15 protein-coding genes are annotated in these 15,038 nt (G+C 48.2%); 5 read left to right on the top strand and 10 right to left on the bottom strand.

Annotation, left to right across the window (positions count from 1 at the left end; genetic code table 11):
• Window positions 1-11: 11 nt before the first annotated feature.
• From htpX to surE, 6 genes are all read right to left on the bottom strand, one after another.
• Complete coding sequence (htpX, locus tag O3681_RS02875) at window positions 12-851, bottom strand: protease HtpX (RefSeq protein ID WP_371459235.1); 840 nt, start codon at window positions 849-851, stop codon at window positions 12-14.
• A gap of 189 nt (window positions 852-1,040) precedes the next feature.
• The gene (gene hemF, locus O3681_RS02870) at window positions 1,041-1,949 is read right to left on the bottom strand and encodes an oxygen-dependent coproporphyrinogen oxidase (protein WP_107723342.1); all 909 of its coding nucleotides are present in this window, start codon (window positions 1,947-1,949) and stop codon (window positions 1,041-1,043) included.
• Between the two features lie 197 nt (window positions 1,950-2,146).
• Window positions 2,147-2,680 (bottom strand): C40 family peptidase, encoded by a 534-nt coding sequence (locus O3681_RS02865; RefSeq protein WP_107723664.1) that lies wholly within the window; start codon window positions 2,678-2,680, stop codon window positions 2,147-2,149.
• A 43-nt stretch (window positions 2,681-2,723) separates the two neighbouring features.
• Window positions 2,724-4,247, bottom strand: a complete 1,524-nt coding sequence (locus O3681_RS02860) for a phospholipase D family protein (RefSeq protein ID WP_371459234.1) — start codon at window positions 4,245-4,247, stop codon at window positions 2,724-2,726.
• A gap of 78 nt (window positions 4,248-4,325) precedes the next feature.
• Window positions 4,326-5,231 (bottom strand): peptidoglycan DD-metalloendopeptidase family protein, encoded by a 906-nt coding sequence (locus O3681_RS02855; protein WP_107723340.1) that lies wholly within the window; start codon window positions 5,229-5,231, stop codon window positions 4,326-4,328.
• A 93-nt stretch (window positions 5,232-5,324) separates the two neighbouring features.
• Window positions 5,325-6,080: a 5'/3'-nucleotidase SurE gene (gene surE / locus O3681_RS02850; RefSeq protein WP_003686460.1), complete on the bottom strand. Its 756-nt coding sequence runs from the start codon at window positions 6,078-6,080 to the stop codon at window positions 5,325-5,327.
• Between the two features lie 98 nt (window positions 6,081-6,178).
• On the opposite strand from surE, the gene O3681_RS02845 reads away from it, so the two are divergent.
• Complete coding sequence (locus tag O3681_RS02845) at window positions 6,179-6,517, top strand: hypothetical protein (RefSeq protein ID WP_107723339.1); 339 nt, start codon at window positions 6,179-6,181, stop codon at window positions 6,515-6,517.
• Window positions 6,518-6,572: 55 nt separating this feature from the next.
• Here O3681_RS02845 and O3681_RS02840 read toward each other — a convergent pair whose 3' ends face one another.
• A complete protein-coding gene (locus tag O3681_RS02840) occupies window positions 6,573-6,941 on the bottom strand; it encodes a rhodanese-like domain-containing protein (RefSeq protein ID WP_150537792.1) in 369 nt (122 codons plus the stop codon).
• A gap of 112 nt (window positions 6,942-7,053) precedes the next feature.
• On the bottom strand, window positions 7,054-7,389 hold the full coding sequence (locus O3681_RS02835) for a carboxymuconolactone decarboxylase family protein (protein ID WP_003686488.1): 336 nt from the start codon (window positions 7,387-7,389) through the stop codon (window positions 7,054-7,056).
• A 128-nt stretch (window positions 7,390-7,517) separates the two neighbouring features.
• Here O3681_RS02835 and O3681_RS02830 point away from each other — a divergent pair, with 128 nt between their 5' ends.
• Window positions 7,518-8,474, top strand: a complete 957-nt coding sequence (locus O3681_RS02830) for a cupin domain-containing protein (protein WP_107723337.1) — start codon at window positions 7,518-7,520, stop codon at window positions 8,472-8,474.
• Window positions 8,475-8,575: 101 nt separating this feature from the next.
• Here the strand turns inward: O3681_RS02830 and typA are convergent, their stop codons facing one another.
• Entirely contained in the window at window positions 8,576-10,387 is a 1,812-nt protein-coding gene (gene typA / locus O3681_RS02825; protein ID WP_107723336.1) for a translational GTPase TypA, read from the bottom strand.
• Between the two features lie 418 nt (window positions 10,388-10,805).
• On the opposite strand from typA, the gene bfr (O3681_RS02820) reads away from it, so the two are divergent.
• Both bfr (O3681_RS02820) and bfr (O3681_RS02815) read left to right on the top strand, forming a co-directional pair.
• On the top strand, window positions 10,806-11,270 hold the full coding sequence (gene bfr, locus O3681_RS02820) for a bacterioferritin (RefSeq protein ID WP_004520304.1): 465 nt from the start codon (window positions 10,806-10,808) through the stop codon (window positions 11,268-11,270).
• Window positions 11,271-11,299: 29 nt separating this feature from the next.
• Window positions 11,300-11,773, top strand: a complete 474-nt coding sequence (gene bfr / locus O3681_RS02815; RefSeq protein ID WP_107696846.1) for a bacterioferritin — start codon at window positions 11,300-11,302, stop codon at window positions 11,771-11,773.
• 121 nt (window positions 11,774-11,894) lie between these two features.
• Here bfr (O3681_RS02815) and O3681_RS02810 read toward each other — a convergent pair whose 3' ends face one another.
• Window positions 11,895-13,010, bottom strand: coding sequence for a methyltransferase (locus O3681_RS02810; protein WP_371459233.1), 1,116 nt, complete (start codon window positions 13,008-13,010; stop codon window positions 11,895-11,897).
• Between the two features lie 226 nt (window positions 13,011-13,236).
• Here O3681_RS02810 and O3681_RS02805 point away from each other — a divergent pair, with 226 nt between their 5' ends.
• Complete coding sequence (locus tag O3681_RS02805; protein ID WP_101755233.1) at window positions 13,237-15,030, top strand: 2-isopropylmalate synthase; 1,794 nt, start codon at window positions 13,237-13,239, stop codon at window positions 15,028-15,030.
• The last annotated feature ends 8 nt before the right edge of the window (window positions 15,031-15,038 follow it).

Below are 15,038 nucleotides of genomic sequence, written 5' to 3'. Positions count from 1 at the left end.
ATATTTTTCGATTAGCGGTTTTTCAAACGGCTGATGCGGTTATCCAAAGAAGGATGGGTACTGAACCAAGAGTCTTTGGCATCGCTGGCAATGCCCATTGCCGTCATGGTTTGCGGCAAATCGCTGGGGTTGCCTTTCAAGCGTTGCAGGGCGGCAATCATTTTCGGCGCGCCCACCAGTTTTGCAGCACCCGCATCGGCGCGGTATTCGCGTTGGCGGCTAAACCACATCACGATGATGCTGGCGAGGAAGCCGAATACGATCTGCAATACCATGCTGACCATGAAATATGTACCTTGCGACGTACTGCCGTCATTGTTGCGCGCCACCATGCTGGAAACAATACGCGCCAAGAAGACAACAAAAGTATTCACAATACCTTGAATCAGTGTCAGCGTTACCATATCGCCGTTGCCGACGTGTGCCATTTCATGCGCCAAAACGGCTTCGACTTCATCGCGGGTCATGTGGTCGAGCAGGCCGGTGCTGACAGCGATGAGCGAGCTGTTTTTGGTCGCGCCGGTTGCAAAGGCATTAGGATCTGGGGAGTCGTAAATGGCTACTTCGGGCGTTTTCAGATTCCATTGGCGGGCTTGCGCTTCAACAGTTGCCAACAGCCAAGCTTCTTCTTCGCTTTGGGGCTGGTCGATGACGACGGCGCCGACCGAATGTTTGGCGATGGTTTTCGACATCAGCAAAGAGACAATCGAGCCGCTGAAGCCGACTACTGCGGAATAAGCCAACAGGCTGCCGACTTGGTCGGTACTGTTGATACCCAAGATGGCCAAAATAATACGGATGACAACCAGAACTGCGATATTGGTTGCGATAAATAAGAAAATGCGTTTCACCGATTATTCCTTTTTAGTGTGGTTTGTGAGGTGATTTTTATATGGGCGCATTGTCTCAAAAACTCTATAGAGATGAAACAGCATGATAGGCAAAGGTATGCAAATTCAAAGCAATTGAAGCAAAGGCCGTCTGAAAAGGTAGTCTCAACCAGTGAGAATCGCTTTTCAGACGGCCTCTTATAGGTAAAACTATCTGCCGGCTTCTTCCAGCCAGTTGCGCGGTATAAGGAATTGATTGAGGCGTGCTTCGGGTGAACCTTCTTCCGGCACATATTGATACTCGAAGCGTACCAAAGGCGGCATGGACATCAAAATGCTTTCCGTACGGCCGCCGCTTTGCAGGCCGAACAGCGTGCCTCTGTCCCAAACCAAGTTAAACTCGACATAGCGTCCGCGACGGTAGAGTTGGAAATCTCGTTCACGTTCTCCATAAGGTGTGTTTTTGCGTTTGGCCACAATCGGCAGATACGCTGCGATATAGCCTTCCCCGACTGCCTTGATAAAGTTCAAGCAGGTATCGAAATCCCAACGGTTTAAATCGTCAAAAAACAGGCCGCCCACGCCGCGTGTTTCGTTACGGTGTTTCAAATAGAAATATTCGTCACACCATTGTTTGAATTCAGGATAAACCGATTCGCCAAATGGCGCGCATACGTCCCGCGCCACTGTGTGCCAATGCACAATATCTTCTTCAAAAGGATAAAACGGCGTCAAATCAAAGCCGCCGCCAAACCACCACACAGGCTCGGCATTTTCAGGATAGGCAATAAAAAAGCGCACATTGGCATGGCTGGTCGGGACATAAGGATTTTTCGGATGAATGACCAGCGACACACCCATGGCTTCAAACGCCGCGCCTGCCAATTCAGGACGATGGGCCGTGGCAGAAGCCGGCATTTTTGTTCCCTTTACATGCGAAAAATTCACACCGGCCTGCTCGAATACTGCGCCGTTTTTCAATACGCGGGTTTCGCCGATGCCCAGTTTCCCCGTCCATGCTTCATGCACAAATTTGGCTTCGCCATCTTCTTGCTCCAGCGCGGCGCAGATTTGGTTTTGCAGGGTTTTGAGGAGGGTGAGAACAGATTCTGTGTGCATGATATATCCTTGATGGTTTCGTACTTACAAAATGACAGGGCGAAAGATGATTTAAGCTTTTAAAACTGAGTGTTATTTTACTATTGCTTTGTTATGGGTAAATTTTTGCATGGGCTTATCTTGTAATCAAGCTTGACTCATCAGCAATAGATTGAAAGGTATCGATGATGTAGCGATACCTTTCAGACGGCCTTGATTTATTCAGTAAAAAAAGTATGCGCACCCAAATAGTTTTTGGCGTAAAACGGAGTGGAAAGTTTTTCAGTTTTGATGGTTTTGCCGCTGCTGGGGGCGTGGATGAATTCGCCGTTGCCGATGTAGAGGCCGACATGGGAATATTTGTGTGCGCCGCCGGTATTGAAAAAGACCAGATCGCCGGCTTTTAATTTGTCATCGGAAATTTTACGGCTGGCTGCGGCCATATCGCGCGCGGTGCGTGGCAGATTGACGTTGAGGGCGTTTTTATAGACGAATTGGATCATGCCGCTGCAGTCAAAGCCTGTGGCTGTGGTGCTGCCGCCCCATTTGTAGGGCGTGCCGATCAGGCCTAGGCTGTGAAGCATCAATTCCTGCGAACCTTGGGTGCGGTCGATATGGGAAATACGGACGGGTTGGACTTTTCTGGCGGTTGTTTGCGGCTTGTGGGATTTGTGTTTGCCGGTGGTGCCGCAAGAGGCCAACAATAGGCAGGTAGTACAAACAAATAGGGTTTTGCAGATGAGTCGAGACATGATGAATTCCTCCGGCCGCATGATTTATGTTTTCAGACGGCCTCTATAATAATCCTTCTATGGGCAGGATGGACAGGATTTTTGAAGTAACCCGTTTCCAGAATTTGGCTTCTGGTTCTTGTGCGTAAGTTCGTTTTTCGCTTGGGTCATACCAGTATAGTTTATTGTAATTGCCAAGCGTTACCTGATAGGCGTAGTTTGGGGTGGTCGTAACGAGGGTTCGCTGCATTTGGCCTGCGATTTCGGGGCTTTCGATGACAACACCCATTTCGGTATTGAGCCGTGCGGAGCGTGGGTCGAGGTTGAATGAGCCGATGAAAATTCGTTTCTCGTCCACGATGAATGTTTTGGCATGCAAGCTGGTGGCGGAGCTACCGGTCAAGCCGCGGTCTTTGGAGGTCGGAACGGCGTGGTTTGGCTGGAGCTCGTATAGTTTGACCCCGGCTTTAAGCAAGGGCTTGCGGTATTTGACGTAGCCGGAATGGACGGCGGCAACGTCGGTCGCCTGGAGGGAGTTGGTCAGGACGGTAACGTCTACGCCGTTGTGAATCAGCTTTTTTATGGCCTTAACGCCCGATTTTGTGGGTACAAAATAGGGCGAGACAAGGTAAACGCTTTTTTCGGGTTGCTTGAGGGCATCTTGCAGGCGTTCGGAAATAGGCGGTTTATGCCGGTCACGGTCTAAGCCTTTGGCCGGGTCGTCGCTGATCAAGCGTGTGCTGACGCTTTGCCATTCCATAAGGTTGCTCTGCATTTTTTGATAGAGGTTGGAGTGTTCAATGCTTTGACGGTAGCGTATAAGCGTTTGGTTTTTATCTTGGTCGGTGTAATCGAGTTCTGCCAATCCTTTTTGCAGGTTTCCTCGTTTGATGATGCTGGTCGCGTTGTAGGCGGAGTGGCTTGCCCAATAGCGGTCGAAGTCTTGGGACACTTCGGTTACGACGCGGCCTGTGGCGAGGATATCGAGGTCGGCAAAAATGGTATCGTCGTTAACCTTAAAATATTCGTCGCCGATATTGCGTCCGCCTAAAATGGTGGCACGGTTGTCGGCGGTAAACGATTTGTTGTGCATTCGGCGGTTAAGCCGCGGAAAGTCGGCAACGTAGCCGAGTGCACGCCATTTTCTGAAAATAAAGGGATTAAACAGACGAACTTCGATATTGGGATGATTGTCGAGTGCCAACAGGAGATCATCCATGCCGTTGGTGTTGTTGTCGTCCAGAAGCAAACGCACACGGACGCCGCGTTCGGCCGCGCGATGAATCAGGTTGAACAAAAGCTTGCCGGAGATGTCGTTGTGCCAGATATAGTACTGCAAATCAAGAGTATGGTCGGCGGATTCAATCAGGGCGGCACGGGCGACAAAGGCTTCATGGGCATCGTTCAGCAGATAGATATGGGAAATATCGGCCTTGGAGGGGGTAGAAGGAATACCTAAGGCACTGTCCAGTCGCGGCGTTGAAGGGATGTCAAGATAACTGCTTTGGGTGCGTTCGTCCAATGATGGCAAAAACGCGGCGCAACCGCCCAATAGCAGGGTATAAAGAAGAGGAAGATGAAATTTCATGGGAAACCGGTGCAAACAATCCCTACCTAAATGACATTTAGGCAGGGATTGAATTGAAATTAGGTTGCTTGAATCAGCTTAGAAGGCAACATAATTTGCCGGATTGACCGGTTTGCCGTTTTGACGGATTTCAAAGTGCAACTGGGTACGAGATGCATCGGTATTACCCATGTGCGCAATGGTTTGACCGCGTTTAACGGTTTGGTTTTCATTGACCAGCAGGCGTTGGTTGTGGCCGTATGCGCTCAAGAATGAGGAGTTGTGTTGGATGATGACCAAGTTGCCGTAACCACGCAAGCCTGAGCCTGCGTAAACGACTTTACCGTCTGCCGCTGCAACAACAGGCTGACCTTGCGTACCGGCGATATCCACACCTTTGTTGCTGCCGCCGAAGTTGGCGATAACGTTACCGGTAGTCGGACGCTGCCATGTGATGCCGCTGACGTTGCGGCTGCTGCCGGTAGACACGGTTGGTGTATTGGCAGGAGTGCTTGGAGTCGGAGCAGTAGTTGTTGGCGTAGAAGGTTTGCTTGCAGAAGCTGCAGGTGCAACGTAGCCTTCAGGTTTCACGCGCAGGGTTTGACCAATGCTGATGGTGTTGTCGGCCAAGTTATTCCATGCACGCAGATTGTCTTGGGTAATGTTGTAGCGTTTGGAGATGTTGTAAACGGTATCACCACGAACAACGGTATGTGTCGCTGCATTTATATCAACAGGCGCATAAGAAGGCGTGTAAGTGCCGGTGCTGCCGCTGTTGTACGTTGGAGCAGGTGTACTTGCCGGCGGAGTGTATGGAGCATCTGCCGCTGGGCTGGTGTTGGTATTGTAAGGCGCTGCACCGTAAGGATTGTCAGCGGTAGAGCTTGTTGTTGAACCACCGCTTTGTGTGCCGACGACTACAGGAGCCGGTTGTTGGCTGGCACAGGCTGCAAGTAATAAAACCAAAGCTGCCGATCCGGCATAAGATACACTTTTTTTCAACATGTTAATGACTTTCGTATTCGGGTAATTGTTCTCGTCGGGGCATATCATAATAAAAATATGCTTGTTTCTCAAGTGTTCGGCTGTTAGGGACTGTTAAGGCGCAGGGATTTCTGACCAAAAGGAAGCGGTTTGCTCCATTTGTCCGTAGGCAGTCAAATCGACTTGCAGGGGGGTAATCGTGATGAAGCCGGACGCGCATTCGCCAAAGTCGGTACCTTCTTCGCTGTCGGAAACATCGCCTACCGGCCCAATCCAATAAATTTGTTCGCCACGTGGATTATACATGGGAACAATGCTTTGTTCATGATGACGGCGGCCGAGCCGTGTAATTTTTATGCCTTGGATATCCTCAGGTGCGACGGCTGGGATATTGATATTCCATAAGATGGGTTCGGAAATAGGGCGTTTGAGAAAGTAGGAAAGCAGTATCCAAGCGGCTTTTTCCGCAGTTTCCCAATAACGGCCGCTGGAATCTGCGAGCGAGAAAGCAATAGCGGGAATGCCCATTAAATAGGCTTCCGTCGCAGCGGCAACCGTACCGGAATAAAGCGTATCGTCGCCCATGTTCGCGCCGTTGTTAATGCCGGATAAAACTAAGTCGGGTTTGAAATCGGCAAGGGCGTGTTGGCCGACATGAATACAGTCGGTGGGCGTACCATTCACATAGTAAAACCCGTTTTCCGCCTGTTTCAGTTGTAAAGGACGGTCTAAAGTCAGGGAATTGCTGACGCCGCTACGATCGCGTTCGGGCGCAACCACCCTGACATTGGCAAATTCTGCACACACTCTTGCCAAAACTGCCAAACCGGGCGCAAGATAACCATCGTCGTTTGAGATTAATATGTTCATGTGACAATATTGTGTCTATCGGTAAGATGGGCGGTATTGTACTGGTTTGCTTGAGCGATTGTCCACGAATCGGCAACGTTTGGGCGGAAAGGATAATAATGAAACATTATGAGTTAGACCCCAAAGCTTTATTGGGCGGCGTGATTGCTTCAGACGGCAATCAGGAGATTGTTCAGCTTTCACTGCAGAAGAATAATGAAATTCCGGCATATGAGGCGGATGCGATTATTTTGCTTTTGGTTTTAAACGGCAAAGCTGAAATCAAAACGGTGGACGAAGTTTTGCAAACCGAAGGCTTACAAGTTATCCGTTTTGAGCCGATGGAAGCACACAGCATTCGCGCCTTGGCCGATAACACCAATATTTTGGTTATCAAACAATTGATTCACGAAACCGGTCTCAGCAAACGTTTGAGATTTGGAAGTTGCTGTCTGTAATGGCAATAAAGGCCGTCTGAAAAGTTTCAGACGGCCTTTTTAAAATCAACTAGGTTTATTTCAAACCTTTTTTCACCAAGTCTTCATAACCGCCATGGTTGGTTACGTTGGTGTAGCCGGCTTTTTTCAGCTCAGTCAGCGCGGCTTCTGCACGGCGGCCGCTGCGGCAGTAGAGGTTGACCGGTGCGTTTTTATCCGGGCTAACGGATTTGATGCGGTCAACGATTTGATCGTGCGGAATATTGAGTGCACCTTGCAAATGGCCTTCTTTAAATTCTTCGGCAGAGCGGACATCAATCCAAACGCCTTTTGCTTTTGCAGGTTGTGCCGCGCTTTTTTCAACTTTTGGCATAGAGGCTGCGGAAGCGGCCAAAGGAGTGGCAATAGTGGCGGCAAAAAGTACGGCGGTCAGCAGTTTCTTCATGGTTCAATCTCCTATTAGACAGAAAACAATATGATAACTTTATCAGTTTAGCATTTCATCAGGCCGTCTGAAAGGGGAGTCGGCTTTCAGACGGCCTGATTTTACAAACCGATTAGCGTTGGGTTTCTACTGCTTCCAAAGCGCGTAAAGCGTAGGTATAAGCGGCACCAGCGTTCAGGGCGATAGCAGTGGCCAATGCGCCGGCGATTTCACTTTCGGTTGCCCCAGCTTTGGCTGCGGCGGCTGCATGCACGCTGATGCAGCTTTCGCAACGCGTGGTAATGGCAACGGCAATGGCGATCAGTTCGCGTGTTTTGGCATCCAGTGCTTCGGCAGCGGCTGCTTGATCCAGTGCGCCGTAGGCTTGCAGCATTTTAGGATGGTTTTTACCCAGTTCGCCGAATGCTTTTTTTACCAAGGCGGTATGTTCAGGCCAGTCTTTAAACATGATATGTCCTTTCTTAATGTGAGTGGATAAGATAAAAAATCCTATCCGTTTGTGTTTGGTGTGTGTATTATTGCAATAATTGGAAGAATAAAATCGTCAAAACATCTCATTTATTGGTAAAAAACACTATGGATATTTTGGATAGGCTGGTCGAATTGGCGCAGGTAAAAGGCAGTGTGGATGTTCAATGTCTTTTTCGGGGGGAGTGGTATGTGCGGCATGAGCCAAAGCGTGCGCATGGTTTGGTACATATCGTAACTGCCGGTTCAGGTTATATCCGAATTGATGGGGAGCAAGAGGCCAGGCTGCTGAGTGCGGGGGATGTCATTTTTTTCCCGCGCAGCGTAGGGCATACTTTGAGCAGCGACAGCAGTTGTGAAAATTTCAGTGTCAGCGTGCTGACGAGTAAAAAAGGCGCATTTAAAGTCAAGCAGAGTCATGCAGGAGGAGATGCGGCTTTGCATCTTTTCTGCGCGCGGTTTGAATATGAAGCTCAGGCGGATATTATGGCAGGGCTGCCTGACACAGTTTTGCTGAATATCAACGATCCTTCTTTACAGTATTTGGTGGCATTGTTGCAATATGAGAGCGGTCAGGCTTTGTCCGGCTCGGTAGCGGTTGTGAACGCATTGGCTTCGGTGTTGTTGGTATTTCTACTTCGAGCCAGCCTGGAGAAAAATGGGGAAGCGCAATTAAGCGGTTTACTGAATGGTTGGCAGGACAAACGTTTGCGGAATTTGCTTCAGGCAGTAGTGGATAAGCCGGAAGAGGAATGGAATATCGAGAAAATGACCGTGATTGCCAACTTATCTCGCGCCCAGTTGATGCGAGTATTTAAGCAGCAGACGGGAACAAGCCCGCACGCCTTTGTTAACAGTATTCGCTTGCAACATGGGGCATTATTATTGAAACAGACGGCGGATTCGGTTTTATCGGTTGCGCTCTCGGTCGGTTTTCAATCGGAAACGCATTTTGGCAAGGCATTTAAAAAGCAATATGGGATATCGCCGGGGCAATATCGTAAGAATGATCGCGCTGATGAAGCAGCAGTACAAGCGGAAGAAATGCCGATTTACTTTATTTAAACAGATGATAAAAGGCCGTCTGAAAGTGTAAAAATGAAATCTAGGATTTCTAAAACACTTTTCAGACGGCCTTAATTTTAAAATGCGTCAATCAAACAGAATCAGTCCAGTTTTTTGAAATGACGGCGACGTTCCAATTCGCTCAGGTAGCGTTTACGCAGGCGGATGGATTGTGGCGTGATTTCAACCAGTTCGTCATCGTCGATGAACTCAACTGCACCTTCCAAAGTCAATTTGATCGGCGTAGTCAGGCGTACGGCTTCATCTGTACCGCTGGCACGGACGTTGGTCAGTTTTTTACCTTTCAGAGGGTTTACCACCAAGTCGTTGTCACGGCTGTGGATACCGATAATCATACCTTCGTAGACTTTGTCGTTTGGAGAAACGAACATACGGCCGCGGTCTTCCAAGTTCCACAGGGCGTAAGCAACGGCTTCACCTTGCTCTTGAGAAACCAGTACGCCGTTGTGACGGCCGGGCATATCAGGTTTAACCGGAGCATAGTCGTCAAAAACGTGGCTCATCAAGCCGGTACCGCGGGTCAAGGTCATAAATTCACCTTGGAAACCGATCAGACCGCGTGCAGGAATGTGGTATTCCAGACGGGTACGGCCATTACCGTCGCTTTCCATATTGGTCAATTCGCCACGGCGACGGCCAAGTTCTTCCATGACCGCGCCTTGGTTTTCATCCGGCACATCCACCGTCAGATTTTCGTAAGGCTCGCATTTTTGACCGTCAATTTCACGGAATACCACGCGCGGTTTGCCGACTGCCAATTCAAAGCCTTCGCGGCGCATGTTTTCCAACAAAATGGTCAGGTGCAATTCGCCACGGCCGGAAACGCGGAATACATCAGCATCGGCTGTATCTTCAACACGCAGGGCAACGTTGGTCAGCAATTCTTTTTGCAGGCGGTCGCGGATTTGGCGGGAAGTCACGAATTTGCCTTCAGTACCGGCCAAAGGAGAAGTGTTAACCATAAAGTCCATGGTCAGGGTCGGCTCGTCCACGCTCAACATAGGCAAGCCTTTAGGATTGTCTTTGTCGGTAATGGTTACGCCGATGCCGATGTCTTCGATACCGGAAATAATCACGATGTCGCCGGCTTCAGCTTCTTCCAAAGGTACGCGTTCCAAGCCTTGGAAACCCAACAGTTGGTTGATACGGCCTTGGGCAACTTGTTCTTCATGATTCATGACGGCAACGACTTGGCCGGGTTTGATGCGGCCGTTCAGAATGCGGCCGATACCGAGGCGGCCGGTGTAGTTGTCGTAGTCCAGTTGGGAAATTTGCAGTTGCAGCGTTTCGTCCGCGCTGCCGCTTGGTGCAGGCGTGTGTTTCAAAATGGTCTCGAACAGAGGACGCATGTCGCTGCTCTCGTCGTTCTCATCTAGTTTGGCAAAGCCGGACAGGCCGGAAGCATAGACGATAGGGAAGTCCAATTGTTCGTCGGTTGCGCCCAAGTTGTCGAACAATTCGAATGTTTGGTCGATAACCCAGCTTGGACGGGCAGACGGTTTGTCGATTTTGTTGATAACAACGATAGGTTTCAGACCCAAAGCCAAGGCTTTTTTGGTCACGAAACGGGTTTGCGGCATAGGGCCTTCTTGTGCGTCAACCAACAGTACGACGCAGTCAACCATGCCCAATACACGTTCCACTTCGCCACCAAAATCGGCGTGTCCCGGGGTATCTACGATGTTGATATGGTAGCCTTCGTATTCGATGGCGGTATTTTTAGCGAGAATGGTAATGCCGCGTTCTTTTTCAAGATCGTTGCTGTCCATGACGCGTTCTTCTACTTGCTGGTTGGAACGGAATGTACCGGACTGGCGCAGCAATTGGTCAACTAATGTGGTTTTGCCATGGTCGACGTGGGCGATGATGGCAATATTGCGGATTTGTTTCATGATAATTTATAAGGTTTAGCTGGTTGCTTAAAAAAAAGATAACTGACAATTATAGCACGATTCGCAAGTGATGACGGAATGGGTGATTCAAAAAAATCAGGCAAAAGCAGTTGAGAATAATTCATAATTAAATTTGATTGATTTTGTTGGATTATTTGCTTTTATTTATGGTTAACGAATGTAAATGTTTTTGAATAATGCAATGGATTCTTAATACCAATGTCAAAAAATTGTTATTAAAAACAGGGGATTAATTTTTCAGACGGCCTTTTAGGCAGGTTAAATTTTTTGATAATTGTTTGTATTTTAAATAGAAAATTTGTCAAAAGTGCTACTTGTGCATACAATTACCTCATTCCATAACAACACACGAATCTTCATTCGTGATTATCAACTTTTAAAAGAAAGAGAAAGAATTATGCAAGGCAACCAAGCAGTTATTGATTACATGAACGAATTATTGTCTGGTGAGTTGGCTGCTCGCGACCAATATTTTATCCACTCTCGCCTGTACTCTGAATGGGGTTACACCAAACTGTTTGAACGTTTGAACCACGAGATGGAAGAAGAAACCACTCACGCCGAAGATTTCATCCGTCGTATCCTGATGTTGGGCGGCACTCCTAAAATGACCCGTGCCGAACTGAACATCGGTACTGACGTAATCTCTTGCCTGAAAGCAGACTTGAACACTGAATACGAAGTACGCGATGCGCTGAAAAAAGGCATCAAATTGTGCGAAGAAGCTCAAGACTACGTTACCCGCGATTTGATGATTGCCCAACTGAAAGACACTGAAGAAGATCACGCTCACTGGTTGGAACAACAACTGCGTCTGATCGAATTGGTCGGCGAAGGCAACTACTACCAAAGCCAACTGTAATCTAGCGTATAACGTATAAGGAGCTGAATATGAAAGGTAATATCTCAGTTATTCGCGAGCTGAACAAAAACTTAGGTTTGTTGCTGATTACCATTAACCAATACTTCCTGCATGCCCGTATTTTGAAAAACTGGGGCTTTGAAGAATTGGGCGAACACTTCTTCAAACAATCCATCCGCGAAATGAAATCCGCAGACGATTTGATCGAGCGTATTTTGTTCTTGGAAGGCCTGCCTAATCTGCAAGAATTGGGCAAACTGTTGATCGGTGAATCTACCGAAGAAATCATTGCTTGCGATCTGAAAAAAGAGTATGAAAAACATGATGCTCTGGTTGCAGCCATCGCTCTTGCAGAAGAGCAACAAGACTATGTCAGCCGTGATTTGTTGGAAAAACAAAAAGACATCAACGAAGAACACATCGACTGGCTTGAAACTCAGCAGGAATTGATTGGCAAAGTCGGTTTGCCAAACTACCTGCAAACAGCGGCGCAAGAGGACTAAAACACAAACCACTGCCAAATATAGCAGTCCCTGCTCCCATCAACGGCATATCTTTACAGATATGCCGTTTTCTTTTGTGGAAATGCTTAAAGGCCGTCTGAATGTTCAGACGGCCTTGATTTTATATCGCTTTCAAACGGTATAGATAAGTAGTTTCCTTGTTTCTGGCAAACGCCAAAGGATCGGATTCATCTATTGCTTTTTTGTGTTGAGGTTTGGTTTTCAGAATATCGACTACATTGAGTGAGGCCGTCTGAAAGCATTGGTTTAGAAAGTCTTTATCGCGCAAATGCAAGTGTTCTGCCAAATCTGAAATAATCAGCCAGGCTTCACCGTTTAGATTTAAGTGCTTGCGTACGCCATTGAGGAACGCAGTCAGCATGGCATGATTGGGGTCGTAAAGGGCAGTCTCAATAGCGGAGGTCGGTTTTGCCGGCAGCCAAGGCGGATTGCAGACGATAAGGTCGGCGCAACTTTTGGGAAATAAATCAATCGATTGGATGTTGACGGCTTTATCCAAGCCTAGGCGTTTGAGGTTTGCTATGGCGCAAGCAATTGCTTTGGGGTTGGTGTCTGTGGCAATGATGTCGGGTATGCCTCGTTTGGCCAAAATAGCGGCAATAACACCTGAGCCGGTGCCGATGTCAAAGGCCGTCTGAATATGGGGAGCGAGTGGGGCTTGTGTGATTAAATCCAAATACTCGCCGCGCAGTGGAGAGAATACGCCGAAAGGAACATGGATTTTTCCATCAAGCTGAGGAATGTCTATGCCTTTTTTGTGCCATTCGTGTGCACCGATAAAACCCAATAATTGATTCAGCGGCAAAAGAAACGGTTTGTCGTTTAGTGTGTCGTAAACATCGCACAAGGCGGCGTAGATGTCGGGTGCGCGTGCATTGTCCAGTTGAAAATTAGGTTGGATTTCGATGGCAAGCATATTGAGCAAACGGCTTTGTTGCGCCTGTTTCATACGGTGGGCATGAAAGGCTGTCTGAATATCGGCAGGTGCGCCTTTCTTTTTTTCAGACGGCCTGCGGATACGTTTTTTCATTGCAGATAAGACTTGCTTGGCATTGTGAAAATCGCCAGTCCAAACAGTTGCAGTTTGCGCGTGGGCATTTTTTAAGATTTCTGTTGCGCCTGCTTCTTGTATGTAAACCGCCTGCTTAGGCGGCTTTTGTGTGCTTTCGTTGCGCCATTCGATGTCGGAGCGGTTGGTAGGGATGGTATGGGGCATAATGTGTTTCAAATCGGGGAAATAGGGGATTAGTTTACTATATTTAGGATGTGTTCGGTTTGAGAGGAGCTTTTAATAGTCCAAATTAGACAAAATGTATAAAAATTTCTCAAGTTTTAAAATTTATACCAATATTTTGATAAAAATAGATTGTCGTTTTGTCTAAAATGAGTATAATGTAAAACCAGAACACAATAATCTTAATCAGATTTGGACAAGGAACATCATGCAATTAGACATTGACCGTTTGGTTGCCTATTTTGGCGGCGTAAACGCGCTGGCCGAAGCCCTGAAACAGCACGACCCGGAAAATGCTGCGACCACAGCGGCTATCTACAAATGGCGTACACGCGGTTCTCTGCCTTTGGCTCAGTTGCAAAAACTGACCGCTTTGGCGGAAGCGCAAGGCAGACCGCTTGATTTGAATGCTTTTTTACAAAAAAATGAATCTCTGGAGAGAACAGAAATGACACAGACCAATCGTGTAATTATTTTCGACACTACCATGCGCGACGGTGAGCAGTCCCCCGGTGCATCCATGACCAAAGAGGAGAAAATCCGTATTGCCCGCCAGTTAGAAAAGATGGGTGTCGATGTGATTGAGGCGGGTTTTGCCGCCGCCAGTCCGGGCGATTTTGAATCGGTTAATGCGATTGCCAAAATCATTACTAAATCTACAGTTTGCTCATTGGCGCGTGCCGTTGAAAACGATGTGCGCAAAGCAGGCGAAGCTGTTTCCCCTGCGCCGAATAAACGTATTCACACTTTTATCGCCACCAGCCCCATCCACATGGAGCACAAACTGAAAATGAAGCCGCAGCAGGTCATTGATGCGGCGGTCAAAGCGGTAAAAATTGCCAAAGAATACACTGATGATGTGGAATTTTCTGCCGAAGACGCAGTGCGTTCGGATTTGGACTTCCTTGCCAAAATTTTTACGGCGGTTATCGAAGCGGGGGCGACTACTATCAACATTCCCGATACTGTCGGCTACTCCATCCCTTCCGTGTGGTACGAGCGTATCAGCAACATCATCAAAAGCGTGCCCAACGGCGACAAAGTAGTCTGGTCGACCCACTGCCATAATGACTTGGGTATGGCGGTTGCCAACTCGCTGGCCGCTGTTCAGGCAGGCGTGCGTCAGGTGGAATGTACCATCAACGGCTTGGGCGAACGCGCGGGTAATGCCAGCCTTGAAGAAATCGTGATGGCGTTGAAAGTGCGTCATGATTTGTTCGGCTTGGAAACTGGCATCGATACCACGCAAATCGTGCCGGTATCCAAACTTGTGTCCACCATTACCGGCTATCCGATTCAGCCAAATAAAGCAGTAGTTGGTGCAAATGCCTTTGCACACGAATCAGGCATCCACCAAGACGGCGTGTTGAAACACCCTGAAACCTATGAAATCATGACTGCCGAATCAGTTGGCTGGTCAACCAACCGCCTGACTTTGGGTAAACTCTCCGGCCGTAATGCTTTCAAAACCAAGCTGGCAGATTTGGGTATTGAGTTGGAAAGCGAAGAGGCGTTGAATGCGGCATTTGCACGCTTCAAAGAGCTGGCGGATAAGAAACGCGAAATATTTGATGAAGACCTGCACGCTTTGGTGTCTGACGAAATGGGCAATATGAATACCGAAAGCTACAAATTCATTTCCCAAAAAATCAGCACTGAAACCGGCGAAGAACCGCGCGCCGATATTGTGTTCAGTATTCGCGGTGAAGAAAAACACGCTTCCGCTAGCGGCTCAGGCCCTGTTGATGCCATCTTCAAAGCCATTGAAAGCGTAGCACAAAGTGGCGCAACCTTGCAGATTTACTCTGTCAATGCGGTAACTCAAGGTACCGAAAGCCAAGGCGAAACTTCCGTCCGCCTGCAACGTGGCGATCGTGTGGTCAACGGTCAAGGCGCAGATACCGATGTGTTGGTGGCGACTGCCAAAGCCTATTTGTCTGCACTGAGCAAATTGGAATTCGGCCAAGCCAAGCCAAAAGCGCAAGGCAGAGGCATGATTTAACGCTTTGA

The organism is Neisseria sp. 27098_8_158 (assembly GCF_041433145.1).
Classification (GTDB): Bacteria; Pseudomonadota; Gammaproteobacteria; order Burkholderiales; family Neisseriaceae; genus Neisseria; species Neisseria subflava_E.
Note: the sequence above shows the minus strand (reverse complement) of the source record. Positions and strands in the feature narration are given on the sequence as shown.

Bases quoted from the DNA above. Each gene is read 5' to 3' on its own strand.
- O3681_RS02830 (WP_107723337.1), top strand. From the start codon at position 7,518: ATGGATATTTTGGATAGGCTGGTCGAATTGGCGCAGGTAAAAGGCAGT.
- surE (WP_003686460.1), bottom strand. From the start codon at position 6,080: ATGAACATATTAATCTCAAACGACGATGGTTATCTTGCGCCCGGTTTG.
- bfr (WP_004520304.1), top strand. From the start codon at position 10,806: ATGCAAGGCAACCAAGCAGTTATTGATTACATGAACGAATTATTGTCT.
- bfr (WP_107696846.1), top strand. From the start codon at position 11,300: ATGAAAGGTAATATCTCAGTTATTCGCGAGCTGAACAAAAACTTAGGT.
- O3681_RS02855 (WP_107723340.1), bottom strand. From the start codon at position 5,231: ATGTTGAAAAAAAGTGTATCTTATGCCGGATCGGCAGCTTTGGTTTTA.
- O3681_RS02860 (WP_371459234.1), bottom strand. From the start codon at position 4,247: ATGAAATTTCATCTTCCTCTTCTTTATACCCTGCTATTGGGCGGTTGC.
- typA (WP_107723336.1), bottom strand. From the start codon at position 10,387: ATGAAACAAATCCGCAATATTGCCATCATCGCCCACGTCGACCATGGC.
- O3681_RS02805 (WP_101755233.1), top strand. From the start codon at position 13,237: ATGCAATTAGACATTGACCGTTTGGTTGCCTATTTTGGCGGCGTAAAC.
- O3681_RS02835 (WP_003686488.1), bottom strand. From the start codon at position 7,389: ATGTTTAAAGACTGGCCTGAACATACCGCCTTGGTAAAAAAAGCATTC.
- hemF (WP_107723342.1), bottom strand. From the start codon at position 1,949: ATGCACACAGAATCTGTTCTCACCCTCCTCAAAACCCTGCAAAACCAA.
- O3681_RS02865 (WP_107723664.1), bottom strand. From the start codon at position 2,680: ATGTCTCGACTCATCTGCAAAACCCTATTTGTTTGTACTACCTGCCTA.
- O3681_RS02845 (WP_107723339.1), top strand. From the start codon at position 6,179: ATGAAACATTATGAGTTAGACCCCAAAGCTTTATTGGGCGGCGTGATT.
- O3681_RS02810 (WP_371459233.1), bottom strand. From the start codon at position 13,010: ATGCCCCATACCATCCCTACCAACCGCTCCGACATCGAATGGCGCAAC.
- O3681_RS02840 (WP_150537792.1), bottom strand. From the start codon at position 6,941: ATGAAGAAACTGCTGACCGCCGTACTTTTTGCCGCCACTATTGCCACT.